The organism is Bacillus sp. cl95 (assembly GCF_900115925.1).
Taxonomy (GTDB): Bacteria; Bacillota; Bacilli; order Bacillales; family Cytobacillaceae; genus Neobacillus_A.
Genome location: NZ_FOYF01000002.1, coordinates 505,067 through 530,578, shown reverse-complemented (window position 1 = coordinate 530,578; position 25,512 = coordinate 505,067). Strand labels below are relative to the sequence as shown.

The 25,512-nt window shown below is 39.6% G+C and carries 24 protein-coding genes; 9 read left to right on the top strand and 15 right to left on the bottom strand.

The window, feature by feature from the left end:
• Window positions 1-100: 100 nt before the first annotated feature.
• Together BMZ31_RS07865 and BMZ31_RS07860 are read right to left on the bottom strand one after the other, a co-directional pair.
• The gene (locus BMZ31_RS07865) at window positions 101-436 is read right to left on the bottom strand and encodes a YolD-like family protein (protein ID WP_090831173.1); all 336 of its coding nucleotides are present in this window, start codon (window positions 434-436) and stop codon (window positions 101-103) included.
• Between the two features lie 212 nt (window positions 437-648).
• Window positions 649-1,908 carry a Y-family DNA polymerase gene (locus tag BMZ31_RS07860; RefSeq protein ID WP_090831172.1) on the bottom strand — a complete coding sequence of 420 codons (1,260 nt, stop codon included), beginning with the start codon at window positions 1,906-1,908 and terminating at the stop codon, window positions 649-651.
• 171 nt (window positions 1,909-2,079) lie between these two features.
• On the opposite strand from BMZ31_RS07860, the gene BMZ31_RS07855 reads away from it, so the two are divergent.
• Window positions 2,080-2,277 carry a YqzH family protein gene (locus BMZ31_RS07855; protein ID WP_090831171.1) on the top strand — a complete coding sequence of 66 codons (198 nt, stop codon included), beginning with the start codon at window positions 2,080-2,082 and terminating at the stop codon, window positions 2,275-2,277.
• A gap of 125 nt (window positions 2,278-2,402) precedes the next feature.
• Window positions 2,403-2,612, top strand: coding sequence for a hypothetical protein (locus BMZ31_RS07850; RefSeq protein WP_090831170.1), 210 nt, complete (start codon window positions 2,403-2,405; stop codon window positions 2,610-2,612).
• A 66-nt stretch (window positions 2,613-2,678) separates the two neighbouring features.
• Here the strand turns inward: BMZ31_RS07850 and BMZ31_RS07845 are convergent, their stop codons facing one another.
• On the bottom strand, window positions 2,679-3,470 hold the full coding sequence (locus tag BMZ31_RS07845) for an SDR family NAD(P)-dependent oxidoreductase (protein ID WP_090831169.1): 792 nt from the start codon (window positions 3,468-3,470) through the stop codon (window positions 2,679-2,681).
• Between the two features lie 9 nt (window positions 3,471-3,479).
• Complete coding sequence (locus BMZ31_RS07840) at window positions 3,480-4,442, bottom strand: MBL fold metallo-hydrolase (protein ID WP_090831168.1); 963 nt, start codon at window positions 4,440-4,442, stop codon at window positions 3,480-3,482.
• Between the two features lie 487 nt (window positions 4,443-4,929).
• On the opposite strand from BMZ31_RS07840, the gene proC reads away from it, so the two are divergent.
• From proC to namA, 3 genes are all read left to right on the top strand, one after another.
• Window positions 4,930-5,757 (top strand): pyrroline-5-carboxylate reductase, encoded by an 828-nt coding sequence (proC, locus tag BMZ31_RS07835; protein ID WP_090831167.1) that lies wholly within the window; start codon window positions 4,930-4,932, stop codon window positions 5,755-5,757.
• 498 nt (window positions 5,758-6,255) lie between these two features.
• On the top strand, window positions 6,256-7,395 hold the full coding sequence (locus tag BMZ31_RS07830) for a glycosyltransferase family 2 protein (protein ID WP_090831166.1): 1,140 nt from the start codon (window positions 6,256-6,258) through the stop codon (window positions 7,393-7,395).
• A gap of 412 nt (window positions 7,396-7,807) precedes the next feature.
• Complete coding sequence (gene namA / locus BMZ31_RS07825; protein WP_090831165.1) at window positions 7,808-8,824, top strand: NADPH dehydrogenase NamA; 1,017 nt, start codon at window positions 7,808-7,810, stop codon at window positions 8,822-8,824.
• 188 nt (window positions 8,825-9,012) lie between these two features.
• Here the strand turns inward: namA and BMZ31_RS07820 are convergent, their stop codons facing one another.
• From BMZ31_RS07820 to BMZ31_RS07805, 4 genes are all read right to left on the bottom strand, one after another.
• The gene (locus BMZ31_RS07820) at window positions 9,013-9,561 is read right to left on the bottom strand and encodes a histidine phosphatase family protein (protein WP_090831164.1); all 549 of its coding nucleotides are present in this window, start codon (window positions 9,559-9,561) and stop codon (window positions 9,013-9,015) included.
• Window positions 9,562-9,568: 7 nt separating this feature from the next.
• Window positions 9,569-10,498 (bottom strand): ribonuclease Z, encoded by a 930-nt coding sequence (gene rnz / locus BMZ31_RS07815; RefSeq protein ID WP_090831163.1) that lies wholly within the window; start codon window positions 10,496-10,498, stop codon window positions 9,569-9,571.
• A gap of 115 nt (window positions 10,499-10,613) precedes the next feature.
• Window positions 10,614-12,899, bottom strand: coding sequence for an ABC transporter permease (locus BMZ31_RS07810; RefSeq protein ID WP_090831162.1), 2,286 nt, complete (start codon window positions 12,897-12,899; stop codon window positions 10,614-10,616).
• A complete protein-coding gene (locus BMZ31_RS07805; protein ID WP_090831161.1) occupies window positions 12,896-13,597 on the bottom strand; it encodes an ABC transporter ATP-binding protein in 702 nt (233 codons plus the stop codon). Before BMZ31_RS07805 ends, BMZ31_RS07810 begins: the two co-directional genes overlap by 4 nt.
• 482 nt (window positions 13,598-14,079) lie before the next feature.
• Here BMZ31_RS07805 and zwf point away from each other — a divergent pair, with 482 nt between their 5' ends.
• The 3 genes from zwf (at window position 14,080) to BMZ31_RS07785 (ending at window position 18,311) form a co-directional block, all read left to right on the top strand.
• On the top strand, window positions 14,080-15,582 hold the full coding sequence (gene zwf / locus BMZ31_RS07800; RefSeq protein ID WP_139205919.1) for a glucose-6-phosphate dehydrogenase: 1,503 nt from the start codon (window positions 14,080-14,082) through the stop codon (window positions 15,580-15,582).
• 16 nt (window positions 15,583-15,598) lie between these two features.
• Window positions 15,599-16,219, top strand: coding sequence for a cyclase family protein (locus BMZ31_RS07795; protein WP_090831160.1), 621 nt, complete (start codon window positions 15,599-15,601; stop codon window positions 16,217-16,219).
• An 823-nt stretch (window positions 16,220-17,042) separates the two neighbouring features.
• Window positions 17,043-18,311 (top strand): MFS transporter, encoded by a 1,269-nt coding sequence (locus BMZ31_RS07785; protein WP_090831158.1) that lies wholly within the window; start codon window positions 17,043-17,045, stop codon window positions 18,309-18,311.
• A 107-nt stretch (window positions 18,312-18,418) separates the two neighbouring features.
• Here the strand turns inward: BMZ31_RS07785 and BMZ31_RS07780 are convergent, their stop codons facing one another.
• The 5 genes from BMZ31_RS07780 to mce form a co-directional block, all read right to left on the bottom strand.
• The gene (locus BMZ31_RS07780) at window positions 18,419-19,693 is read right to left on the bottom strand and encodes a DNA polymerase IV (RefSeq protein WP_090831157.1); all 1,275 of its coding nucleotides are present in this window, start codon (window positions 19,691-19,693) and stop codon (window positions 18,419-18,421) included.
• A gap of 148 nt (window positions 19,694-19,841) precedes the next feature.
• Complete coding sequence (locus BMZ31_RS07775) at window positions 19,842-20,309, bottom strand: chemotaxis protein CheW (protein ID WP_090831156.1); 468 nt, start codon at window positions 20,307-20,309, stop codon at window positions 19,842-19,844.
• Between the two features lie 65 nt (window positions 20,310-20,374).
• Complete coding sequence (locus BMZ31_RS07770) at window positions 20,375-21,493, bottom strand: M20/M25/M40 family metallo-hydrolase (RefSeq protein WP_090831155.1); 1,119 nt, start codon at window positions 21,491-21,493, stop codon at window positions 20,375-20,377.
• A 77-nt stretch (window positions 21,494-21,570) separates the two neighbouring features.
• The gene (locus BMZ31_RS07765) at window positions 21,571-23,121 is read right to left on the bottom strand and encodes an acyl-CoA carboxylase subunit beta (protein ID WP_090831154.1); all 1,551 of its coding nucleotides are present in this window, start codon (window positions 23,119-23,121) and stop codon (window positions 21,571-21,573) included.
• Window positions 23,118-23,537 carry a methylmalonyl-CoA epimerase gene (mce, locus tag BMZ31_RS07760; RefSeq protein WP_090831153.1) on the bottom strand — a complete coding sequence of 140 codons (420 nt, stop codon included), beginning with the start codon at window positions 23,535-23,537 and terminating at the stop codon, window positions 23,118-23,120. The genes BMZ31_RS07765 and mce overlap by 4 nt, the downstream gene beginning before the upstream one ends.
• Before the next feature lie 162 nt (window positions 23,538-23,699).
• On the opposite strand from mce, the gene prli42 reads away from it, so the two are divergent.
• Window positions 23,700-23,795, top strand: a complete 96-nt coding sequence (gene prli42 / locus BMZ31_RS20270) for a stressosome-associated protein Prli42 (protein WP_175478029.1) — start codon at window positions 23,700-23,702, stop codon at window positions 23,793-23,795.
• Between the two features lie 77 nt (window positions 23,796-23,872).
• Here prli42 and BMZ31_RS07755 read toward each other — a convergent pair whose 3' ends face one another.
• The gene (locus tag BMZ31_RS07755) at window positions 23,873-24,385 is read right to left on the bottom strand and encodes a L,D-transpeptidase (RefSeq protein ID WP_090831152.1); all 513 of its coding nucleotides are present in this window, start codon (window positions 24,383-24,385) and stop codon (window positions 23,873-23,875) included.
• A 26-nt stretch (window positions 24,386-24,411) separates the two neighbouring features.
• On the bottom strand, window positions 24,412-25,404 hold the full coding sequence (locus tag BMZ31_RS07750) for an aromatic acid exporter family protein (RefSeq protein WP_090831151.1): 993 nt from the start codon (window positions 25,402-25,404) through the stop codon (window positions 24,412-24,414).
• Window positions 25,405-25,512: the final 108 nt, after the last annotated feature.

Below are 25,512 nucleotides of genomic sequence, written 5' to 3'. Positions count from 1 at the left end.
TTTAATTTGATTTCTGTTTCCAGGATTATTCACGTTCACGGTCGGATTTTAGCTCAACTGAAAAAAGAGTAACAATGCCTCTTGGCCCTCCTTTCAATCCTTATTCATCTGTTAGCCGTACATCGGCAATGTGCTTGAATGGAATTCGATGTACTTCTTCAAAGCGGTCTATGATATGAAGCTTTTGAGACAACTCATTCCAGTAGTGGATCTTGCCAATGATGAGTTCATGTCTCGGCTTTCGATAATGCGTAATCGTAACTGATAGCCCTAATTCCATTGCCTGTGCTAGAACCTCATTCATTAACTCCAACTGTTGTTCATCGATTTCCTTTTCCTGTTCGTAAGTCTCTTCTGCAACCCAATCGCGAAGTAGTTTCACATGTTCAGGAAGCATCATTGATGTCCATTTTATTCTTCCTCTGTCCCGAATCATCGAGTCCACCTCCCTTTGCTCTCATCTTGTGGCTGTTTTCGCATTGATTGTTGCTTTTCGGATACTACTCTCATCCCGCATTCTTTATGGATTCGGGGCTCTTTTCGAGAAGTTCCTGAATCAAGAATTCATAAAAAATCGTAAAAATCCAGAAGCCGATTTTTACTTTTGCGTGTGAAAGCAACAAAATTTACGAAAAGAGCCTATCTTATTTATCCTTTATGCCCACCTACTAGCAATGCCCTATGCCTTGCGGTTCCAGCTGCTGTATAAGAAACAGCTCGCAATAATGAAGCCGAACCATAGCGGAGTCGAATACGATCCACCACATAGCCTAGCTCTCTCCTTTTATCAGCGCCTGGATCAAATAGGCTCAATTGCATCTCGCAGTCATCCACAATATTGCCAAGCGTAATGGAAATTTGTCGGACAGTCTTTCCACTATAATGTTCGCGAAAAAGCTGTAAACAAACACGATAGAGATCCATCGTGATATTAGTTGGTTTTTCAATTGTTCTGGACCTGTAAAAGCCTCCACCGAATTCTTCGGAACTGTAACTAAGGCCAAAGCTGATTGTCCGTCCCGCTTTTCGTTGCGACCTTGCCCGCCTTGCTACCTCTTCGCACATTTCAAGGACTACACTCTTAATTTCATGTTCTTCCTTATAATCCCTCAGTAAAATTTGGCTTTTTCCAAAGCTGATTTGACCTTCTACAATCGGAGCACCAATTTCAGATAGATCAATTCCCCAAGCATGATGGTACAGTTGATTCCCCATAATCCCAAATTTCTTTTCGAGTTTTTCCAAATCATAGCGAGCCAGCTGACCAACTGTGAAAATCCCCATGCTGTTTAGCGTTTTTTCTACTCGTCTCCCTATCCCCCACATCTCACTTAACGGCGAGACTTCCCAAAGTTTTGGCTTCACATCCTCATAAGTCCACTCAGCAATTCCCGTTTTTTTGGCCTCTAAGTCGAGACAGAGTTTCGCCATAAGCATGTTCGGACCGATGCCGATCGCACAAGGAAGCTGAAATTCCCTGTAAATATCATCCCTAATTTTTTCTGCGATTTGATCCGCATCTCCCCATAGATTTGAAGCTCCGTCTACTTTAATAAAACTTTCATCGACACTATACGTATGGATTGCATCTTTAGGAACGTAGCGGTGAAAAACTCGGCTAATTTCAGTGGAAATCCTAATATAGGTTGCCATCTTTGGATCTTCGATAATAATACGGGGATCTTCTGGAATTTCATACTTACGAGAACCCGTTTTAATCCCGAATTCTTTTTTTAAAAGTGGTGAAGCAGCAAGTACCACGCTTCCTTGCCTCTCTTTATGACCTACAACAGCAAGATAACAATTTAACGGATCGAGCCCAAGCATGACCGCGGAACAGCTTGCGTAGAAACTTTTCATATCAATACACAAAATTTTGTGTTGCGGCATCGTGCTGTAGTCGAACATCATTTTTTCCTCCGTTGCAGAACATTTGTTCCATTTCATTATACCCACTATCATATGCGAATATACGTTCTGTTTCAATGGAAATTTTACGACAGTTTTCATGATAAAGGAGATTCTGCCAATAGGAATGGCAATAGAAAAAGGGTTATAATAAGGATGAGGTGCAAAAGGATGGATAAAAAATTCATTTATAAAATGATCGAAAATATCTTCAAGCAATACTATCAGCACGGAGAAAATCTACCTTTAAACAAAAGTGACTATGACCGGCTTTACGAAGAAATTCTTACTGTGAAAGCAACTGAAACAGACGCCGATTTATACGATATTATCAATGATGTGGTTTATGAATTTTTAAGCGGGGCTTGAACTACTCACACTTCCTTGAAGTGGGAGCCTTCTGTCGGAAAACGATAAAAAAATCTCTTTCAACTCAAAATAAATTTCATATGATGGACAAACCTCCAATATTTATAGAGTATGGAGGGGATTATATGGAACCTAATAGACAGTTAGCTATTGAACTTGCAAAGGCGCTTATTCAGAATAATCATGTTAAGCCCGTATTTGGAGTTAGGGGAAGTAAAGATATTGGCGATGAAAATGCCATATCATACATACTAGGTGAATCAAGTTATTCATTTAGTGAATTGGTAAGTCATTTCTTAGATAACATTGAAAAGATTGAAAAATGGTCCTTTTAGAGCCCCTTCAACAGGGCTCTTTTTCATTTCAGCCCAACAAAAAACCGCCAAAACGGCGGCAATGTCTTATTTTTTATTAAAAGCCTTTTTTCCTAAACGTTCAAATAAGCGAGGGAACAGAACGTATATTACGCTCCCCATGTTCATCCAACGAGGTAAATTGATTTCTCTCGTTTTTGTAAACATCGATTCGACCACTTTTTTTGCGACATATTCAGGTTGCAACATGAATTTTTGCACATTTTTTACATAAGTGCCTTTTTCGTCAGCAATTTCAAAAAAATTCGTAGCGATTGGTCCAGGATTGACAGATGTTACGTGTACATGATAATCCGCCAGCTCCATTCTTAGACTGTTCGTATATCCAAGCACCGCATGCTTCGTGGCAGAATACACACTCGATTTCGGAGTGGCAATCTTGCCTGCTTGTGAAGCAATATTAATGATATGCCCTGACCTTCTAGCTCGCATATGTGGTAAAACCATACCCGTACAGGCCATCAGACCGACAACATTAACATTGAACATACCTGTAATTTCTTCAATAGAAGCTTCGTGCGCTTCCCTAAAAATGCCAAACCCAGCATTATTGACTAAAACATCCACAGTCCCTATTTCCTCAAATATTCGTGTAAAGACTGCCTTCACGTCGGCAGAATTAGAAACATCCAACTGATAAACAGACACCTGGATAGGATGCTTATTTTCAAGTTCTTTTTTCAAATGCATCAGTTTGTCATGACTTCTAGCCAATAACACCAAATTGGCACCTTGCTCAGCACAAAGGCGGGCAATTTCTGCTCCTATTCCTCCTGATGCACCTGTGATCACAATATTTTTCCCTGTAATTCTCCCCATCTATTCACCTCATCTAGCTCGATACAAATATGGTTGATGCTCTGTAACCATTTCAATTTCTCCTAATGATAACAAATAATCAAACTGGGCAACCGTTTCAGAAATCGTCAACGATAGTTCACGCTCATAAACAGTCGGAAACAGACGCTGGCAAACTTGAAACACGGTAAGCGGTTCAGTTGCAAGCATTTGTTTGACACCCATTGCCCGATCATGCTGTTTCAACAGCCTTTTTTCAATCAACGGATTCAAATTGAATACTTCTTTACCATGTCCTGAATATACAAGCTCAATCGGATAATTCAGCACTTTTTTTAAAGAAGCATTATATTGAAGCTGCGATTTCGGTCTTTCCGTTTCACCAGGCAATGGCGGTTCAATTAATGGGTTAGGAGAAATATGGGCAATAATATGATCTCCCCCAATAAGTACCCCATCACTTTCCCTAAAAAGCGCAATATGACTTTGAGCATGCCCCGGCGTCTCAATAACCTCCCAGTCGCTCATACCAAGCGGACGATCGCCTTCCTTCAACTCTCCAGTCAGCGGACGATGACAAGAATAACGCAAGATTCTTCTAGACTGCTTAATGAACGGAAGAAATTGATCAGGAATGCCGAATTCTGCAAATATAGCATGGAAGAAACGGTTATGCTCTTCAAGAAATTCCTCCGATCTGTTGATCCAGCGCTCATTTATATAATGACCATACACTTCTAACGAGTCAGGCAAATAATCTAGCATCCCCACATGATCCGGATGATGATGGGTGAGCACCACCTGCTCGATATCTTCGGGAGTAAGACCCAATTCTCCCAATTGGGATTTGAATGCCTCCCACGACTCTTCCGTTTTTGTTCCGGCATCAATGAGTGTCAAACGTTCCCCTTTTACTAAATAAACATTCACATCCCCCACCGCAAAAGGGGTAGGAAGGGTGATTTTCGCAATGCCGTTCTGCCATTCTGTCATTCCGCATGCTCCTTCAAACAACTATATTTAAATAAGAATTTTTTCGAAAATAAAGATCATTTCTTAAGTCACTTACATATAAATATAATTCTAACTTACTTTATCTTTAATTGTCATTATTTTCACATAACTTTCCAAAAAAATAAAATTTTCATCCTTGACAGACAAGCTAAATTTCCACCATAATGACAATTAAAACTTTGATTCGTAAAATGGCAATGACAAAGGCCAGTAAATGGGAAACGGCGAAAGAGAGAGAAGCTCAGCGGCTGAAAGGCTTCTCCGTCCACTTGACCATTGAAACCTACCTTTCGAGCTGTTAGGCCAAACCTAAACGCAATTCCGGCGTTATCGGAGTCGAGTCACCTTTTTTCGATTTTCATAAAAAAGGTGTATGAAGGTGGTACCACGGAAGCTAGACCTTTCGTCCTTTACGGATGAAGGGTCTTTTTGTATTTTTTGAGGAAAACTAAAGGAGGAATGGATGATGAGAAAGTTAGCGATGATTGGCGCAGGCGCCATGGCAGATGCACTTATTTCAGGAATGATTGATAATAATCTGATGGAATCAAAAAAAATCTGGGTCACCAATCGCAGTGATGAAAAAAAGTTAACTCAGCTACAGGAAAAATATAAAGTTTGTACGTCACATCACCTAGAGGAAACACTTGCCGATGCTGATGTAGTCGTTTTAGTGATGAAACCAAAAGATGCTGCGGACGCAATCAACAACCTTAAAGCATACTTGCAGCCACATATGTTAATTGTTTCTGTATTAGCAGGGATTTCAATTGAAACGATTGAAAAACTAGCAGGCAAACCTCTCTCTATCGTGCGGGCGATGCCAAACACTTCCGCTGCCATTGGTAAATCTGCGACTGCAATCGCGATAAACGAACGGGTAACCGAAAAACAGATGCTGATTGTTAAGGGTTTGTTTGAAACAGTAGGACTTACTACGGTAGTTGAAGAAAACCAGCTCGACGCCGTAACAGGGTTATCAGGGAGCGGTCCTGCTTATATCTATTATCTAGTTGAAGCAATGGAAAAAAGCGCGGTCGAAATTGGTCTCGAACAGCAAATGGCAAAAGAGCTCATTATCCAAACATTGATCGGAGCTGCTGGAATGCTGAGTGTTTCAAAGAAAGCACCATTGCAATTACGCCAGGATGTCACTAGCCCAGGTGGAACGACGGAAGCAGGCATTCGCGTTCTTGAGAAGCATGGTGTTCAAAATGCTTTCGTTTCCTGTATTAAAGAAGCCGCTGCGCAATCGCAAAGACTCGGAAGCATGTTAAGTGAACAAATGAAATGAACCTCCCTCTTTTCATTATGCTCTGTCTTGCCTGTTGAATTCCGCTCTAGTCAACAAAGTGCAGAAAATCAACAGTTCACTTTAATTTAACTTTATTTTTGAGGAATACTGGCAGAAGGCATGAAATGACTACTTGTACGAAAATTTGCATGATTAAATATGGAGATTTTGGCGTAATTATCTCTTTTAAAGTGGATATGAGAATATTACATTATCCCCCCGCTGGGTTTGTGACCTTTTTTATCCTCCTGTTTTTTAATCGTAACCGCCATTTTCAAAAATGTTATCGCCTGTTTTTTCATGGTAATAAACGTTTTCAAAGATTTATTCGCTAAGTTCATATACAGCTTTTAGAAAAATCACGAAATCACAGAATTTCTCATCGATTTTCCTAAAAAATATGCTCTGTTAATTTCCGCTCCAGTCAGAAAAATGCAGAAATTCAACAATGTACTTTAACATAGCCTTTCATTAAAATAAGGGAAAGGAAGGGATGACATGCTGACCATTTTATTAATAGCAGCCCTGATTGTATGGATTATATTTTTTACCGATGCAGTCATTGGCTTTCGGAACCTTGATCGCCTGGAAGAAGAACCACCTATTAAACATGGACCGGAATTGACGATTATTGTCGCGGCTCGGAATGAGGAACAACATATTCAAAGAAGCGTGATGAGTCAGTTAGAGCAGACCTATCAGAACATTGAATGGATTCTGGTTAATGATCGCTCAAATGACGATACAGGTACTATCATGGAGAATATCAAAAATCTAGACTCACGAATTAACGTGATTCATATTGAACAATTGCCACAAGGATGGCTCGGTAAAAATCACGCATTGTACAGAGGGGCACAGGTGGCATCTGGTAAATGGTTATTGTTTACCGATGCCGATGTTCATTTTAAAAATAACATGATAGCAAAAGCAATCAGCTATGCCGAACGCCTAAAATTAGACCATCTTACAGCTGCTCCTAATCTAAATGGACGTGGAATATGGCTACAATCATTTGTTGCCTTTTTCCTGTTTGGCTTTTCCTATTTTAAAAGACCATGGACAGCCAATAATCCCCGTTCGAAAAATGGCACAGGAATCGGGGCATTCATGCTCGTATCAAAATCTGCTTATGTGGCTTTCGGGACGCATGAAGTCATCAAGTTGAGACCTGACGATGACTTACAACTCGGTATGCGGATGAAAAAAGCGGGTTTCAAATGCCGGATTGTTACTGCTCTTCATCTGCTTGAAGTTGAATGGTATCCAAATCTTAAGGAAGCGTTTATAGGGTTAGAGAAAAACACTTTTGCAGGATTGCATTATCGAATGAGCATGGTCATGTTCGCGATTGTAGGAACATTTATTTCACAGGTTTTGCCGTTTTTCACTGTTTTCTCTACCAATCAGCCATTGCAACTCATCAGCCTTGCCAATATTGCACTAATTGCCTTTTTCTACACCTATATTATTAAAAGAATGACCCGATTCTCACCCGTCCTATTTCTTCTTTTTCCACTCACTGCCATACTGTTCATATACTCCATTATAAGAGCTAGTTTCTTGACGTTCAAAAGGGGCGGCATCATATGGAGAGGAACGAAATATAAACTCAGTGATCTTAGAGGCCGGAAATAAGCATAAAAATTTCGCGAATACACCGATTTTGATATACTGAAAACATCCATATATTTAGGATATCGAAAGAAAAGCGCAAGCGCCCTCGGCACAAGTAAAGAACACTTGTGCCTGCGATGTATTTCCAAGTAGCTTTCCTTTGTGTTCAGCCCCGACAGGCATAAGACGAAACGCGCAGTCATCCTCGAAAATCCTCATGATGCTATCGCATCATTTCGTGCGATGTGAATTCATGGAAGCTTTCCTTGTGCTATCGCTTTTTCTTCGTGCGATGTTAATCCTGCCGAAGCGTTTCTTATCCTGATTTCTGGAGCGATTTGCTTATGATCCCGAGGGGCTGGGCGCTGGAGCTAGACAGTTATCCCGGTTAAATTTATATACTTTTTTATTTAGAAATAAAAGGAGGTCTTTTATGTCAACAAAACTCTTCACCCCTTATACAGTTAAAAATGTAACACTCAAGAATCGAATCGTAATGGCTCCGATGTGTATGTATTCAAGCCATAATCAAAACGGTCACGTTGAAAACTGGCACCGTACTCACTATGCGAGCAGAGCAGTTGGCCAGGCTGGCTTAATCATTATAGAAGCGACAGCCGTGACGCCGCAGGGAAGAATCTCTCCTCAAGACCTTGGCATTTGGAGTGATGAGCATATTGAAGGCCTAAAAGAACTCGTCACCTTAATGAAAGAACACGGGGCAGCTACAGGTATTCAAATTGCCCATGCAGGAAGAAAAGCTGTTTTAGAGGGTGAAATTATTGCCCCTTCAGAGATTGCATTTGATGACAAAATGAAGACTCCTCGAGAGATGACGATCCACGATATACACGAAACAGTTGAAGCGTTTAAAAAAGGTGTGGAAAGAGCGAAGAAAGCGGGATTTGATGTCATTGAAATCCACGGGGCGCATGGATATTTGATTAATGAGTTTCTATCCCCACTTAGCAATAAGCGTAGCGATGAATATGGTGGATCTACCGAAAACCGCTATCGTTTTCTTCGTGAAGTCATTGAAGCAGTCAAAACCGTTTGGGACGGACCACTGTTTGTAAGAGTGTCAGCTAATGATTATCACGAGGAAGGCTTAACCGCAAAGGATTATGTCACATATGCAACTTGGATGAAAGAACAAGGAGTGGATTTGGTCGATGTAAGTTCAGGTGCTGTCGTGCCAGCTCGCATCCCTGTATATCCGGGATACCAAGTGAAATTCTCAGAAGAAATTAAAAACGGTGCAGATATCCAAACAGGAGCTGTCGGCTTGATCACTTCTGGCTTACAAGCTGAAGAAATCCTTCAAAACGAACGTGCAGATCTGATTTTCGTCGCAAGGGAATTCCTGCGCAATCCTTATTGGCCACGCACAGCAGCAAAAGAGCTTGGCTTGGATTTGGATGGCCCAAAACAATATGAGCGTGGATGGTAACTTAAATAATAAGAATATTATCTATTTAACATGAAAAAAAATCAGCCAATCTCGTGATTTAGTCAATTTCATAATTACACTAATTAGCCATATCACTACAACATATAGTTGAGGATGGTTCAACTCAACTATATGTTGTATCCTAATGGCGATAAATCAAGATTATGAAATTGACTAGACTGATTTTTTTAAATTCTGTCGTCCCATATCCTTTTCAGCATGGTTTCTTCATCTGACACTACTATTTCGAATACATCTGGATTAGTCATTTCCATCAATTCCTCGAATCCAAAACTTTCATTAAAATAGCGCAACAGCAGAACACTTAAGTTTCCGTGACTTACAAGAATGATATTGTTAGCATCTGATTGAAGAACATCCTCTAAAACCGAAATCGCTCTATCCATACCCGAACGATGCGACTCTCCTCCCTCAAAGACAAGGTCAAAGTCTTCAAAACTGATTTTCAATTTTTCTTGCCAATCAGGAAAATAATCTGAACTTAGAACCCGCTCACCTAAACGCCCATCTTCAATAATAGGAAGACCTTTCTCGTCAGCCAATGGTTTAATCGTATCAACCGCTCTCTTAAAAGGGCTCGAATAGATAACATCAATTTCTTTATCCTTAAAAAAGGAAACCAGTGCCTTCGCTTGCGCTACCCCTTTTTCAGTAAGAGGTGCTGCTTCCGGTTGCCCTTCCGCTTTCGCATGCCTAACTAAAAATATCGTTTTCACAGCACAATCACTCTCCTTTTAAAGGGATATGGATTTCTTTAAAGTCCTCCGCCATTACCACATTCGGAAAAACTTCCTCGGCCTCCCGAGTTAATTCTTTACATGCTTCCCGGTCATAACGGGAACTAATGTGAGTCAAACAAAGTTTAGACACATTGGATGACTTTGCTACATCAGCAGCTTGATGTGTTGTAGAGTGAAAATAGTCATAAGCATGGCGTTCTTCATTTTTAGAAAAAGTTGCTTCGTGAATAAGTAAATCCGCGTCTTGTGCAAGATATCTAGCATTTTCACACAATCTCGTGTCGCCTAGAATCGTTACAATCCTTCCTTTTTGCGCTGGTCCAACGTAGTCAGCTGGATGAAGGACACGTCCGTCTTCCAGCAGTACTGGTTCACCACTTTTTATCCGGCGATAAATCGGTCCAGGAGGAATCCCGTCCGCAGTTAATTTCTCCGAAAGCAAAGTTCCAGGACGATCCTTTTCTACAACTCTATAACCAAAGGATGGGACTCCATGCTCCAGCAAACGTGCTTCAACACTAAACTGCTCGTCCTCAAAAATGATGCCCTCATCAACCTCAACCACTTTAAGAGGATACTTCAAGTAAGTCTGACTAACAGACAGGCTTATCTCAATAAAAGACTTAATTCCAACAGGTCCATAAACGGTTACTTCTGTTTCACCGCCCTGAAAAGACCTGCTCGATAGTAACCCTGGCAACCCATAAATATGATCGCCATGGAGATGGGTGATAAAAACTTTTTCAATTCTTCGAGGTTTAATAGATGTATGTAATATTTGATGCTGGGTAGCTTCCCCACAGTCGAATAGCCAAATAGATCCCCGTTCTTCAAGAAGCTTAAGAGCTATGCAAGTAACATTTCGTTGTTTTGCAGGAACCCCTGCCCCTGTTCCAAGGAAAAATATATCCATGTGGACACTCCTTTCTAAGAAATCATCCGCTGCCAAAATAATGACAACGGATGATCAAATTTATCATTAATTCTTATTATACTATATGCTAACAGAAACATCGGAATGGTAGAGATTACGCCTCTTGTTTTTTCAACACTTCTTGTAAGGAAATCTTGCTAAGCTTCTTTTTTGAGAGCAAAAGTGATACATAATAGGTAGTCAATATCATGATGAAACCAAGTACAGTCATATAAGGTTCTACGGATATCGGCATGGCAAAATCCGCATCCTTTGCAACAGTCATAAACATGGCTTTGACACTCCAAAAAGCTGCAGGAATTCCTAGAAAGTATGCAATAAATACAATTGGAGTATAAATATGAAGCATTAGTTTTGCAATTTCCTTCTCTGTATACCCCATCACCTTTAGTAGTGAAATCGTATTTTCATTTTCTTCCACCATTAGATTTGTCAGTAGGGTAATGATGATTAAACCAATTAAAAAGGAAAGAAGCGACATAATCACAACTGAAGATTGCATGGGGCCTGTAATGCTAGCAAATGCTTTTATCGTTTCTTCTTTATCCTCCAAAAGTAGAATTTCATCATTAACGCCTGGCTTTTCAATAGACCATTCCCCTAAATAGGTATCCCTTGGAAAATCAGAAAAAGCATTCAGCCTTTCTCGTTCAAAGTAAGCAATTGTTCCCGTATACATCTCGGCAATACCTGTCACTATGAACATTTGGGTTTTCTCACTTGTCGCACTTTTCAATTCTATCTTGTCACCTTCATGGAGATTGTAGGCGGACGAAAGCACTTGATTGATAACAATACCATCCTTTAATTTCGGTATCATATTATTGCCTTCAGCATCAACCAAATCTAAAAGTTCAACACCTTCATCTATACCAAACAGCTGAACCTTCTTTGAATCAATTTGTTCCCGCGTTCCATCCCTGATGATAGAAATCATATCTGCATTTGAGAGAGAAAAAACATTTTTGTCATTTTGAGACGCCCCATTTTGCAGTTGCTTAAAGTAAACAGCATAATCGAACTTCATTACATCCTTATAAGTTTTGTTCATAAGCGTATCAATCGACGTAATTGAAATATAACCATACATGAGAAGGATCGTAGAAAAGACGATTCCGACAACCAAATAGAACGCTCTACTCATATTGCGGGAAAGCATCCGCAATCGATATCTCATTGAAAAAGAAGAAATTCGGTCTAATGACAACCATTTACTCCATTTGGGCAGCATCACTGTGATGATTGGCGGTTTCATTAGTTCAAGTGGCTTTTTAGCAAGCTGCTTGTTGACAACCAAATAACCAGCAGTACCAAGCAGAAAAACAGGCAAAAAAATCGCAGCTGATAATCGGCCTACATTCAATGAAACCTTTGTAAGGAGAGGAAGATTGTAAAACTCCGTAAAATATTGAGTAAGTGGCATAGAAAGAGCAAGACCAATTACCATCCCTATTGTACTTCCCAACAACCCTATCAAAACCGGATAAATCAAATAGGCGTTTACAATTTCCAAATTCCTGTAACCTAAAGCAAGAAGTGTCCCAATTTGTTTTCGTTGCATCTCGAGCTTACGCTTGATGAGGAGGACGACCATCATCATCGCGATAGCCACAATCATCAATGGCAAGATAGTAGAAAATGATTCAGTTCCTTGAAGTTTTGTGTCTAAGTAAGTAATCCTCGGATTTTCACTTGCATCCAACCATTTAAGAATCGGCTCCACAGAACCTATTTCTTTTTTTAGCATCGATGAAGATTTCACCTGTTCTTTTAGGAAAAGTCCCAAATAATTAGCTACTGGAAAATCGGAGATCTTCGCTATTTCATCCTTCATGACGATTCCAATGCCAAAGGTTGCTGGGTCATGAATCATATCTGTCTCATTTTTTATTCCATAGATGTAATCTGGCAGCAAGAAAGTACCCGTTACCCTAAACGTTTCTCCGCCCAGAGTAATCTCATCTTGAAGCTGTAACCCATTCTTCTCAGTAAAGCCTACAGATAATGCAATTTCACCTTTTTGTGAAGGGATTTTCCCACTCTCAAAAAATGGCTTATTTATCGAGTCTGTCGGGGTAAATAACCTGATGGTCTTGTTTTTTTCAAATGGTACATCAGCTACTAATCTTTCTTCAATTAAGACTTCATGCTTCTTTGAAATTTCTTTAATTGACTGTCTATCAAGTTCCTCACTCGTTACAAAATGAAAATCCTCCTGCTTATAATTCCTCTTAAAAGATTCACTACTCTCTTTGACAGCATCTGTGGAGCTTGAAAGCATCATATATAGCAGAACGGCAAGTGCAATAAGAGAGACTGCACCCAATGACTGAAGTTTGCTTGCGCGAATGGTCCGAATGACAGCTTGATTTAAAATCATACCCAGTTCACCTGCTCAGCGCTTATAGGCATTGCATTTTGACTCACATCCACCACTTCACCACTTTTCATCTTGATGACACGATGAGCCATTTCACTAATTCCGGCATTGTGGGTGATTAACATGACCGTTGTGCCGTATTTCCGATTAATATCCTGAAGAAGAGTGAGTATCTTCTTCCCTGTTACTTCATCCAAAGCACCAGTAGGTTCATCACAAAGCAGCAAAGTCGGATTCTTCACCAATGCCCGAGCAATGGCGACGCGTTGTTGTTCTCCACCACTAAGTTGATGAGGGAATTTTTCTTTACGACCCTGCATTTCGACTTTTTGAAGCACTTCATCAATAGATAGTGGCTTTTTGCTAATTTGTGAACCGATTTCAACATTTTCATAAACGGAAAGAGTCGGAATGAGATTGTAAGATTGAAAGATAAAACCGACATGGTTTCGGCGATACTCAGTTAACTGTGCATCCTTTAACGTTTCCAATTCTAAATTACATGTATGAATACTTCCAGAATCTGCCTTATCGATTCCACCAATGACATTTAACAAAGTCGATTTCCCTGAACCGGAAGGACCTAAAATAACAACGATTTCTCCTTCAGGGATATTAAGCGTGATATCCTTCAAAGCATTTATGCTTACTTCTCCACTTTTAAAGGTCTTTTGAACACTTCTCAATTGTATGCCCATTTTTATGACCCTCCCTTTTCATCTACCCTCATCATACACCCGAAAAATCAAGGCGACAATATAATTATGAAATATTTTAAAGTTTTTATTTCAAAACTTTCTTTGTTATTTTTCAATAATTTCCATAACTCTACATTTATTGCGTAAAAGTTGCTAATTCTAAGAGAAAACGATAGAATTTTGTATTTGAATGGGTATGTAGGTAATTGCGAATATACATAAAGGCAAAGCAAACTCGCTGTTACCTTAAGACATCGTGCATTAAGCCTTATTAAAAAGGCCTCACGTGCTTTGCGATTTCTGAACATCGACTTCCTACTAACATTGACATGGAATGTTCCTAAATCTATGTCCATTCCTTAAAACTAGGTGGGAGAAATGAAAAGAGCGCAGAACGCCAGAAAACCCACTGGCAAACAATAGGATCTTCATTCCTGTCCTATTGACACTATTCATAAACCAATTGAAAAGAGGTCCTCAAAGTGAATCAAGATGGAAAACCGACTTCATTGATAATGATATTCGGAGCAACTGGAGATCTGGCTAATCGAAAACTTTTCCCTTCCCTCTATCGATTGTTCGAAAAAGGGAAATTATCAGAACGTTTTGCCGTAATTGGTGTGGCAAGAAGAGAGCTTACAAATGAAAAGTTTCAAGAAAATGTAAAGGATTCTGTTTTAACGGCCTTGGGAAAGGATCAAAATATCGATGAATTCATATCACATTTTTATTACCACTCCCATGATGTGACAGATTCCAGTTCTTACGCAACCTTAAAAACAATGGCTCAAGAACTTGACGAACATTACCAATTAGGCGGCAACAGAATTTTCTATCTTGCCATGGCACCAGAATTTTTCGGTCCAATTGCACAGCACTTGAAGTCTGATGGATTGACCGATGTATCAGGATATAAGCGTCTTGTTATTGAGAAGCCATTTGGTCATGACCTTCCTTCCGCAAAGGAATTAAACAAACAAATTAGAACTGCTTTTTCTGAGAATGAAGTTTATAGAATCGATCATTATTTAGGAAAAGAAATGGTTCAAAACATTGAAGTGATCCGTTTTGCGAACGCTTTGTTTGAGCCTTTATGGAATAACCGTTATATTTCAAATATCCAAGTGACTTCAAGTGAGACTCTAGGTGTAGAAGAGCGCGGTCGTTATTACGAAACAAGCGGTGCACTAAGAGATATGGTCCAAAACCATATGCTCCAAATGGTTGCTTTACTTGCAATGGAACCTCCAATCCGTTTGACAACTGACGAAATCCGTTCGGAAAAAGTTCGTGTATTCCGTGCCATGAGACCTTTCGAGGGTGATCAAGTTAAAGAAAATTTTGTTCGCGGTCAATACGGACAAGGCACAATGTCAGGAGAAAACGTTCCTGCGTACCGTGCAGAAAACATGGTTGACCCACAATCAAACACGGAAACATTCGTAGCTGGGAAATTGTTGATTGACAATTTCCGTTGGGCAGGTGTTCCTTTTTATATCCGTACAGGAAAACGGATGACGGCTAAGTCGACTAAAATCGTCATCCAATTCAAAGATATTCCAATGAATTTATACTATCAAACTGACAAGACATTGAATCCAAATCTTCTGGTTATCCATATCCAACCAGAAGAAGGAATAACTCTGCATTTGAATGCGAAAAAGGCTGGTTCACACATGGATGCGACGCCAGTTAAACTGAACTTTGCCAACAAAGGTATTGACGGTATGAATACACCTGAAGCTTACGAAAAACTACTCTACGATTGCATGCGCGGTGATGCAACGAATTTCACACATTGGGATGAAGTTGCACTTTCATGGAGCTTCGTTGATAAGATTTCGGAAGTATGGGAAAACACAAAAGAAGAAAACTTCCCTAACTACGCTTCAGGGACAATGGGACCAAAGGCAGCAGATGAGCTTTTAGAAAAAGAGGGATTCTTTTGGTGGCCAGTTACCGATCTAGATGTAGATAATTGTTAGGAAAAGAGGTCTAATAATGAAAATTCATGATATTACAGCACAAATTTTTGAAGGAATGGCGGTTTACAAAAACAAGCCAGAAAAACAACCAAAGCTAACCACGCAAACAAACGGACATGTTACGGAATCACGATTGAGTCTAGATGTTCATACAGGGACGCACATTGATGCTCCCCTTCATATGATCAATGAAGGAAAAACCTTTGAAACAATTCCTTTAGAACGTCTTGTTCGTCAGTGTAAAGTGTTGGATCTTTCATCTGTAAACGAAAAAGTAACGAAAGCAGACTTGGAAGACCTTCATATTGAGAAGGACGATTTCATTCTCTTAAAAACAAAAAATTCGTTTGATGAAGGCTTCAATTTTGAGTTCATCTATGTAGCAGAAGATGCGGCTGTCTATTTAGTCGAAAAAGGAATCAGCGGTATCGGCATTGATGCACTTGGAATTGAGAGAGCACAAGAAGGTCATCCTACTCACCGTGCTTTGATGGGTCAAGATATCATTATCATGGAAGGCCTGCAGTTGAAGGAAGTTTCAGCCGGAGAATACTTCATGGTTGCTGCTCCCCTTAAACTTCAGGGTACAGACGCGTCCCCTGCACGCGTGCTCTTACTCGAAGGTATGTCAAACTAATCACCAAAATGGAAGCAGTGAATGTCTAATAGCATTCATTGCTTTTTTTCTGCTCTCGTTTCTTAGAGTAAGGCTCTATTAATTTTGTATGTTGTCCTATCGAGCTAACATAGTGCAAAAAATCAACAAATCACTTTAATTTACCTATATTATTTAGAAATTCTGACAGAAGGCACGAAATATCTACTTGTACGTAAACTTGCATGATTAAATATGGAGATTTTGGAGTAATAATCGCTTTTTAAGTGGATATAAATATACTTCTATATACCCTTAAGGGGTTTATGACCTTTTTTATACTCCTGTTTTTTAATCGTAATCGCCATTTTCAAAAATGTTATCGCCTGTTTTTTTAGGGTAATCAACGTTTTCAAAAATTTATTCGCTAAGTTCATATGAAGCTTTTTTAAAAAGCATGAAATCAGAGAAACACCCGTCGATTTTCCTGGAAAAATATGCTCTATTAATCCTGACTGTTGATTTCCGCTCCAGTAGCTTGCTTTACGAGGACAATTTTGTCCATGATAATCCCTAATGCCGGCTTTTTCATGAACAAATTCGTCTTGGACATTGATGAATTTCCTCGAAGAATCCACGCACGAGAAAGGCAGTAGCACAAGCAAAACTTTGATAAATTTATATCGCATGAAAAGATACGATAGCATCATGAGGATTTTCGAGGAGGAGTCAAGCACCATCCGCCCGAATCAACAAATTTCAGAAATCAACAATGCACTTTAACATAGCCCTAAGAAATGAAACCTACTATCTTTTGTCATGTTATAATATTTTGAATTAATAAATATAAAGTGATGGTGAAACGATGAAACGGATACATTATAGCTGGGTTGTCCTTATGATTGCTTTCTTTTCAATTATTGTCGCAGGAATAATCCGCTCATCCTCTGGAGTATTCATGGTCCCTTTTGAAACCGAATTCGGCTGGGATCGTGCGTTCATTTCAATGGCATTTGCCATAAGCTTATTGCTTTATGGTCTGTCTGGCCCCTTCATGGCTGCCTTAATTGAAATATGGGGTATGAAGCGAATGATGATTATGGCCATGACTACACTGATAACGGGAATTTTATTAACGTTCGTGATGAAGGAAGCATGGCATCTGATTTTAATTTGGGGAATCATTATTGGTCTAGGATCTGGTGTATTCCTAACCGTACTTAGTACATATGTTGCAAATAAATGGTTTGTAAAAAGGCGCGGACTGGCAATCGGGGTGTTGACTGCAAGTACGGCAACGGGGCAACTGATATTATTGCCTGCGTTGGCCTCCATTGAAACAAACTTTTCATGGCGTTGGGGAATCAGCCTCATTTTACTACTTAGTATCATCATGCTCGTTATTATTTTATTTTTCATGAAAAACGAACCAAAAGATGTAGGGATTCTTCCATATGGACAAGAAAATGAACAGATAAACCTACATGTAAAACAAAAACAAAATCCTATAACAATGGCATTTCTTACACTTAGAGAAGCCGTAAAAGTAAAAGAATTTTGGCTGTTGTCAGGAAGCTTTTTCATATGCGGATTGTCAACGAGCGGATTAATCGGCACCCACTTTATTCCCGTCTGCATTAGTTTTGGGATCCCTGTTATAACGGCAGCAGGATTGCTATCATTTATGGGAGTTTTTGACCTGATTGGTACAACCATATCTGGGTGGTTGTCAGATCGGTTTGATAACCGTTGGCTCTTGTTTTGGTATTACTCACTAAGGGGAATTTCCCTCTTACTTCTTCCATTTGCGCTTTTAGAAGGATCTACCACTCTCTTAATCGTCTTTTCAATCTTTTATGGTTTGGATTGGATAGCAACTGTACCACCCACAATCGGAATTTCAAGACAAATTTTTGGAGAAAATAAAAGCGGAATCGTCTACGGGTGGATATTCGCAGCCCATCAAGCTGGAGGAGCACTCGCAGCGTTTGGTGGCGGTATTATCTATAAGGTACTTAGCTCCTATACTTGGGCTTTCATCATGGCAGGATCGTTTTGTTTACTCGCAAGTATGTTTGTTTTAATCATCAAGAAAAAATCTACGAATATTCATGCTAACACTTTCAATCTGTAGCGTATCCAAAAAGATGCCCGAAAATCATACGATTTCCGGGCATCTTTTTACTCCACTCTAAAGCATTATTTTTCACCAAAACAGCTGGCCATTAATCGTCTAAACAGCTATTTTTCTTCACTTTGCTTATTTGGAAAATCCCTCAAAAAATCTTTATTGAAACTGGTTTCAGTCCCAATATTCGGAGAATCTTTCGTATGCATACCGGCATGATCGATTATATCCTTACCGAACTTTTCGCGCAATTGATTAAGGGTTTTGTATAATGGTTCCTTCTTTGCTTCATTCTCATAGGAAAACAAATCTAATTGCCGTACCGCATGATCATAATCAACAAGATCTGTACAAGTAACTCCTAACAACCTTACAGAATCACCTGTCCAATGCTTGAGAAATAGGCTTTTGGCAATCGAACTAATTTCATCTTGTTTGTTCACTGTATTTAGGAGTTTCCTGCTTCTTGTAACAGTCATGCGGTTCTTATAACGAATGGTGATGCTGAGACTTGAACCAACAACTTTTTTTCGCTTTAATCTCACCGAAACTTTTTCAGACAAACTATCTATTACTTTCAATAGTTCATGCTGAGTTGAGACATCGCGTGGGAGTGTCGTAGAATTGCCGATGCTCTTGAAGTCCGAAACGGCTTCTGGATCAACTTGTCTTGGATCTATTCCATTCGCTCGATCTTTGAGACGTGGTCCATTGATGCCTAGAAGTGACTTAAGTTGGACGTCATTAGCTTTAGCTAGGTCACCTATCGTCTGAATCCCTATTGTTGATAGTTTCTCAGCTGTCTTATTTCCTACTCCGTGCATTTCTCCTGCATTCAAAGGCCAAAGAACAGCAGGAATATCGCGTTTTCTCAAAACAGTAATGCCCATGGGCTTCTTAAAGTCCGAAGCCATCTTTGCCAAGAACTTATTTGGGGCAATTCCGATGCTGCAAGGCAAGCTTAATTGATTGAGAATTTGACTTTGAATTTGCTGGGCTATTTCAATAGGACTGCCCGTTTCATAACAAGAAGTGATATCCATATACCCCTCATCAATGGAAACAGGTTCAACGAGTTCCGTATATTCACGCAGGATTTCGAACATCGCCATCGAAGCCGCTCGATATCTTTCGAAATTAGGTTTCATTATGACTAGATGCGGACACAGTTTTTTCGCTTCCCAAAGTGGCATTGTCGTCTTTACACCGAAACTTCTAGCTTCATAGCTACAAGTAACAATTATTCCGCGTCTCTCCTCCACATTTCCCGCAATCGCCAATGGCTTACCGTTAAGCTTAGGATCATACGCCATCTCTACTGAGGCATAGAAACTGTTCATATCGACATGTAAAATGACTCGGCCGTTTTTAGGATACATCTCTTTCATGCCGATCGCACATCCTTCAATATAATAGGTTCATTCTATCAAAAAAAAGATAAGGTACCAAGAACCAAAGGCGCTGGAGGCGGATGACTTTTAATTTAGAAATTCCATAAAAAGAAATGAACCCCCGTCAAACGACGAGGGCTCGATATTAAACGTAGCTTGCCATGTAATCCTTAATTTCCTCAATTCCTTCGAGAGATTTTAATAAGGAGGAAGGATTTATCACAGTGATCAATCTATGATCAAGGTTTGCAACCCCTACGAAATAGGATGTTTTTGAATATGTTATCAATCCAACTTGCTTCAGCTTTTCTTCTGGGATATCAATAATTTCTTTCGCCTCATTTACAAGGACAGCAAGGGAAATTTCATCCGTTTTCAACACTATTAATCTCGCATTTTCATTCACTAGCAATGGACGATTGTATAGAATGCTCTCAAAATCAATAACCGGGATTAACTCGCCTCTTACTTCGACAATACCTTTAACATACTCAGGCAAATGTGGAATCGGAGTAATGCTTTCCATTTTTTCAATCGAAATGACATATTGAATTTGAATGGCATATTCCTCATTACCAACTTGAAAAACAACAGACTTATTCGTTTCTGACATGTCCAATCCTCCTACCTTAAAAATACAGCCTAAGCAGGCATTGCCCGCAGAGGCTGTAAAAACGATTAAGCAGAAACTTCCTCAATAATTGCAAGAACCATTTCAGCAAGTTTCCCTAACTCTTCAATTGGCATACGCTCATTTGTCGTATGGATTTCTTCATAACCTACAGCTAGGTTAACCGTAGGTACACCGAAACCTGCGATTACGTTGGCATCACTGCCGCCACCGCTATGAAGCAACTCACAACTGCGACCAATTTTCGCTGCTGCTTTACGTGCCACTTCAACAACGTGGTCACCTGCGCCAAATTTAAAGCCAGGATACATAACCTGAACATCTACTTCTGCTCTTCCGCCCATTTGCTCTGCAACCGTTTCAAAAGCTTCTTTCATCTTTTGAACTTGAGCTTCCATCTTCTCAGGAAGCAATGAACGTGCTTCAGCTAAAATATCTACACGGTCACAAACGATGTTCGTTTGCTTTCCGCCTTCGAATCTTCCAATATTGGCAGTCGTTTCTTCATCAATTCTTCCAAGTGGCATTTTTGCAATCGCCTTTGCAGCGATTGTGATAGCAGAAACACCTTTTTCAGGAGCTACCCCAGCATGAGCAGTCTTTCCATAAATGACTGTATTCACTTTAGCTTGAGTAGGTGCAGCAACAATGATGTTACCAACTGCGCCGTCACTGTCCAATGCATAGCCAAACTTCGCCTTTACAAGGGAAGGGTCTAAAGCTTTTGCTCCTACTAAGCCAGACTCTTCTCCAACTGTAATAATGAATTGGATTGTTCCATGAGGAAGATTTTGTTCTTTCAGGACACGAATCGTTTCAAGCATAACAGCTAAACCAGTTTTATCATCTGCACCCAGAATTGTTGTTCCATCAGTGACAACATAACCGTCTTTAATAGAAGGCTTTACACCTCTTGCAGGGACAACTGTATCCATATGAGAAGTGAAATAGATTGTATCTACCCCTTCTTTTGTACCTTGCAAGGTACAGATTAAATTACCTGCACCATGCCCAGTTACGGCAGTTGTATCATCTTCGAAAACATCCACACCAAGATCAGAGAATTTTTGTTTTAGAACTTTGGCAATTTCTGTTTCATATTTAGTTTCAGAATCAATTTGCACGAGTTCTAAAAATTCATTTAATAAGCGTTCATGATTAATCATTGTTAGAAACCTCCGTATTATGTACTCACTATATCAGTATACATGAAACCAAACTTTCAGCCAATGAACGTGAACAATTACAATGGGATATTTCCATGTTTTTTTGCCGGTCTCGACTCTTTTTTATTGCGAAGCATTTCAAGCGCCTGAATGATCTTGATTCTCGTATCACGAGGATCAATGACATCGTCGACCATTCCTCTGCTTGCTGCCACATAAGGGTTGGCAAACTTTTCACGATACTCTTCAATTTTTTGCGCTCTAACCGCCTCAGGATCTTCACTGTTTTGAATCTCTCTTGCGAAGATAATATTAGCTGCTCCTTGTGGGCCCATGACGGCAATTTCTGCATTAGGCCATGCAAACACAAGGTCTGCGCCGATTGATTTACTATTCAACGCAACGTAAGCACCACCATAAGCTTTTCGTAGGATTACCGTCAGCTTTGGCACAGTCGCTTCGGAATAAGCGTAAAGGATTTTTGCTCCGTGTCTGATGATTCCTCCATGCTCCTGCTTAACGCCAGGGAAGAACCCAGTAACGTCTTCAAAAGTAATAATAGGTATATTGAAAGAATCACAAAATCTAATGAATCTTGATGCTTTGTCCGATGAGTCAATATCTAAACCACCCGCCATAAATTTAGGCTGATTGCAGACAAGTCCAACAGACTCTCCCTTGATCCTAGCTAAACCGACAACAATGTTTTTCGCAAAATCCTGATGAATCTCCATAAATGAACCTTCATCCACCACTTGTTCTACAACCTTCCTCACATCGTAAGGTCTGATTGCATCAAAAGGTACAACATCCACTAAATCAGGACGGTCATCGTTTTCTGTCAACCCATCAAGACGCGGAGGCTTTTCTTCGTTATTTTGAGGGAGATAGCTTAGCAATTGACGTACCATCATCAGCACTTCCTCTTCACTTTCGCTTCGGAAATGGGCATTTCCACTAATTGAGTTATGTACTTTCGCTCCACCAAGATCTTCAGGAGAAATCTTTTCACCTGTCACCGTCTCAATGACTTTAGGACCCGTAATGAACATCTGGCTTGTTTTTTCAACCATAAAAACAAAATCCGTAATGGCTGGCGAATAAACCGCACCACCAGCGCATGGGCCCATGATGACAGAGATTTGCGGAATGACACCGGAATAGATGGCGTTACGGTAGAAGATGTGTCCGTAGCCATCCAGGGAAACAACTCCCTCCTGGATTCTCGCACCACCTGAGTCGTTTAGACCAATGAACGGAGCACCATTTTTGGCCGCTAAATCCATCACATTTGCTATCTTCTTTGCATGCATTTCACCCAAGGCACCGCCAAAAACAGTAAAGTCTTGGGAGAATAAATAGATTGGTCGCCCATTCACTTTTCCGTAACCAGTCACAACACCATCGCCAGGTCCTTTTTGACCTTCTAATCCAAAATCTGTACAGCGGTGTTCAAGAAATGGATTTAATTCGATAAAACTTCCTTCATCCACTAATAGCTCAATTCTTTCACGAGCAGTCAACTTGCCTTTTTCATGTTGTTTTTCGATTCTCTCATCACCACCGCCTAACTCAACTTCCCGTCGCTTATCATATAATTCATTAATTTTGTCATAGATGTTTGTCATGATTTCACATTCAACCCTTTCTTTTCACAAAGCTCAAATAATACTCCACCTGTTGATTTAGGATGCATAAAGGCTACAGATGCTCCTCCCGCACCGATCTTAGGCTCTTCGTTGATCATTTTTATTCCATTTTCCCTAATCTCAGAAATTCGTTCCTCGATGGATGTCACTCCTAATGCCACATGATGTATACCTTCACCGCGTTTTTCGATAAACTTAGCAATCGGACTTTCCGGATGAGTGGATTCAAGCAATTCCAATTTTGTTTCTCCTGCTTGTAAAAAAGCAATTTTCACTTGTTCACTTTCTACCTCTTCAATTGAAAGAAGCGGAAGCTTAAGAACATCTGAATAAAATGGCAGAGAAGATTCTATTGAATGTACGGCTATTCCAATATGATCGATTTTTTTAATCATAAATTTCACTCCAATTTAGAAGTTTCTTTTTTATTCGACAATTTTAGTATTCGAGAAAAATGTCGTAATTCCTTCCTAATTTAAGCAGTTGTGAGAATAGGCTTTTAAAAGTAAAATAAATATAAGGGTGAAACTTGGATTTCTTTGAAAGAGGTGAATAAAATGTCAAATCGTAAAATGCAAAAAGTAATCGTCTATTTGATGTTGTTTGCTATGCTAGCATCCACTCTATTAATTGGACTTGCTTCTCTTTTTTAATAAATTATTGGAAACAAAAGGACTGTCACGAGATATGTGACAGTCCTTTTTGCTGCTACTAATTTGCAATTGGTTTTCTATTGTATTGCTCCATACTCTCTTGCAATGTCTTCATATGAATCAGCCTTGGGCACTACTAATATCTTTGTACCAAGCGGAATAAATTCGAAAATGGATTCAATAGCTTCATTCTGCAGGCGAATACAACCTTGAGAAACATACTTTCCTATCGATTGAGGATCGTTCGTTCCATGGATTCCAAATGTCCTTCCATCCGTGCCTTTTGCATCAAAGCCAATCCATCTTGTTCCCAAAGGATTAGAAGGGTCTCCACCATGTATATCTTTCTTCCGATAATATGGATTTTTAGCCTTTACTGTAACCGTAAATAATCCTTCAGGTGTTAAGTCTGCTGTTTTCCCTGTCGCTGCGCTGATAATCGTTTGAATACGATTATCCTGAATAAAGACTACCTCATTGGATTGCTTGTTCACAATCACAAATGGCTCTCCAGGTATCGGGTTGGGACCCAACGGCCAAAGAGGGGAAATAAAAAAAGTAAAAAGAAAAGTCATGGTCAGTTTCACCATCATCATCACCTGCCAACTTTTTACTTCTAGTTTGCATCATATAGGTTCTTTTGATTCGATGGTTGATTAGGAATTCCCTTAAAAAGACTTTTTAGATGTAAATAATGTTGAATTTCATTCATGAGTTGAAATAAAGCTGCTCTCGTTTCAAACTCATCTCTTGTTCTGGGAAGCTCCATCTCGCTAAATTCAGCTTTCATTTTTTGCAGTTTTCCAATAAAAAAGAGCGCAGTATTTCCCGGGTGGATATTATCGGCTAGTTCCTCGATAAACTCAGCCATCATTTTGCTTTGTTCTACTGTTAGTGTGAGTGATGTAACGAGGGGCAAAGTTCTCTCAATGATTTCGAACTGTTTTTCCCTCATTTTAAAGTAATGGTAATAATGATTCTCGTGACGAAGAAAATGATTTTGAACATCTTTAAAGGAAAGCGTCTTAGCCTCATCCAATAAGGTCGCCGTTTCAGTAATTTCCTTACCTGCCCATTTGCTGTCGTGGTCTCTTAAGTAACTGACCATCTCACAAAATATGATCTTAAAATTTTTTTCAATTTCTTTTTGATATTCTTCCAATTTACGATCCACACTTGGCATGTATAAATTCATTAGGAGAGCTACTCCAATCCCGATGATGATGACACCGAACTCATTCAAGAACAACGAATTCGTCACCTGTCCGGCAGAATAAATATGCAGTATGATAACGCTGCTTGTGACAATACCGTCTTGAGCACGAAACATCACGATTGTTGGAATGAAAAATAATAACATCAACCCGATTACGATTGGATGATAAGCAATTCCCTCAAAGAGGATCGCTGAGAAAGGCATTGCCAGGACACAAGCCAAGAATCTGTCCCAAGAGGTACGCAATGACTTAAGTTTAGTAACTTGAATACATAAAATCGTAAGAATTCCTGCCGAAACATAGTTTTCTAGTCCAAATTGTTGGGCTATGATGATACTGATTGCTGTACCAACCGCTGTTTTCAGCGTTCGGTAACCTATACGAAACTTCATTATTCATCTCCTCAAAAATCTCCAATGAAACAAATATTGTCTACATTCTATTCATTGATTTCTCTCAAATATAGATTAGGAACTTTTAGAAAGTAATCCAAATGGTCT

What these genes read in the sequence shown, in the direction of transcription:
- BMZ31_RS07865 (WP_090831173.1), bottom strand. Translation starts at nt 436, where the DNA reads ATGATTCGGGACAGAGGAAGAATAAAATGGACATCAATGATGCTTCCT.
- BMZ31_RS07860 (WP_090831172.1), bottom strand. Translation starts at nt 1,908, where the DNA reads ATGTTCGACTACAGCACGATGCCGCAACACAAAATTTTGTGTATTGAT.
- BMZ31_RS07855 (WP_090831171.1), top strand. Translation starts at nt 2,080, where the DNA reads ATGGATAAAAAATTCATTTATAAAATGATCGAAAATATCTTCAAGCAA.
- BMZ31_RS07850 (WP_090831170.1), top strand. Translation starts at nt 2,403, where the DNA reads ATGGAACCTAATAGACAGTTAGCTATTGAACTTGCAAAGGCGCTTATT.
- BMZ31_RS07845 (WP_090831169.1), bottom strand. Translation starts at nt 3,470, where the DNA reads ATGGGGAGAATTACAGGGAAAAATATTGTGATCACAGGTGCATCAGGA.
- BMZ31_RS07840 (WP_090831168.1), bottom strand. Translation starts at nt 4,442, where the DNA reads ATGACAGAATGGCAGAACGGCATTGCGAAAATCACCCTTCCTACCCCT.
- proC (WP_090831167.1), top strand. Translation starts at nt 4,930, where the DNA reads ATGAGAAAGTTAGCGATGATTGGCGCAGGCGCCATGGCAGATGCACTT.
- BMZ31_RS07830 (WP_090831166.1), top strand. Translation starts at nt 6,256, where the DNA reads ATGCTGACCATTTTATTAATAGCAGCCCTGATTGTATGGATTATATTT.
- namA (WP_090831165.1), top strand. Translation starts at nt 7,808, where the DNA reads ATGTCAACAAAACTCTTCACCCCTTATACAGTTAAAAATGTAACACTC.
- rnz (WP_090831163.1), bottom strand. Translation starts at nt 10,498, where the DNA reads ATGGATATATTTTTCCTTGGAACAGGGGCAGGGGTTCCTGCAAAACAA.
- BMZ31_RS07810 (WP_090831162.1), bottom strand. Translation starts at nt 12,899, where the DNA reads ATGATTTTAAATCAAGCTGTCATTCGGACCATTCGCGCAAGCAAACTT.
- BMZ31_RS07805 (WP_090831161.1), bottom strand. Translation starts at nt 13,597, where the DNA reads ATGGGCATACAATTGAGAAGTGTTCAAAAGACCTTTAAAAGTGGAGAA.
- BMZ31_RS07795 (WP_090831160.1), top strand. Translation starts at nt 15,599, where the DNA reads ATGAAAATTCATGATATTACAGCACAAATTTTTGAAGGAATGGCGGTT.
- BMZ31_RS07785 (WP_090831158.1), top strand. Translation starts at nt 17,043, where the DNA reads ATGAAACGGATACATTATAGCTGGGTTGTCCTTATGATTGCTTTCTTT.
- BMZ31_RS07780 (WP_090831157.1), bottom strand. Translation starts at nt 19,693, where the DNA reads ATGAAAGAGATGTATCCTAAAAACGGCCGAGTCATTTTACATGTCGAT.
- BMZ31_RS07775 (WP_090831156.1), bottom strand. Translation starts at nt 20,309, where the DNA reads ATGTCAGAAACGAATAAGTCTGTTGTTTTTCAAGTTGGTAATGAGGAA.
- BMZ31_RS07770 (WP_090831155.1), bottom strand. Translation starts at nt 21,493, where the DNA reads ATGATTAATCATGAACGCTTATTAAATGAATTTTTAGAACTCGTGCAA.
- BMZ31_RS07765 (WP_090831154.1), bottom strand. Translation starts at nt 23,121, where the DNA reads ATGACAAACATCTATGACAAAATTAATGAATTATATGATAAGCGACGG.
- mce (WP_090831153.1), bottom strand. Translation starts at nt 23,537, where the DNA reads ATGATTAAAAAAATCGATCATATTGGAATAGCCGTACATTCAATAGAA.
- prli42 (WP_175478029.1), top strand. Translation starts at nt 23,700, where the DNA reads ATGTCAAATCGTAAAATGCAAAAAGTAATCGTCTATTTGATGTTGTTT.
- BMZ31_RS07755 (WP_090831152.1), bottom strand. Translation starts at nt 24,385, where the DNA reads ATGGTGAAACTGACCATGACTTTTCTTTTTACTTTTTTTATTTCCCCT.
- BMZ31_RS07750 (WP_090831151.1), bottom strand. Translation starts at nt 25,404, where the DNA reads ATGAAGTTTCGTATAGGTTACCGAACGCTGAAAACAGCGGTTGGTACA.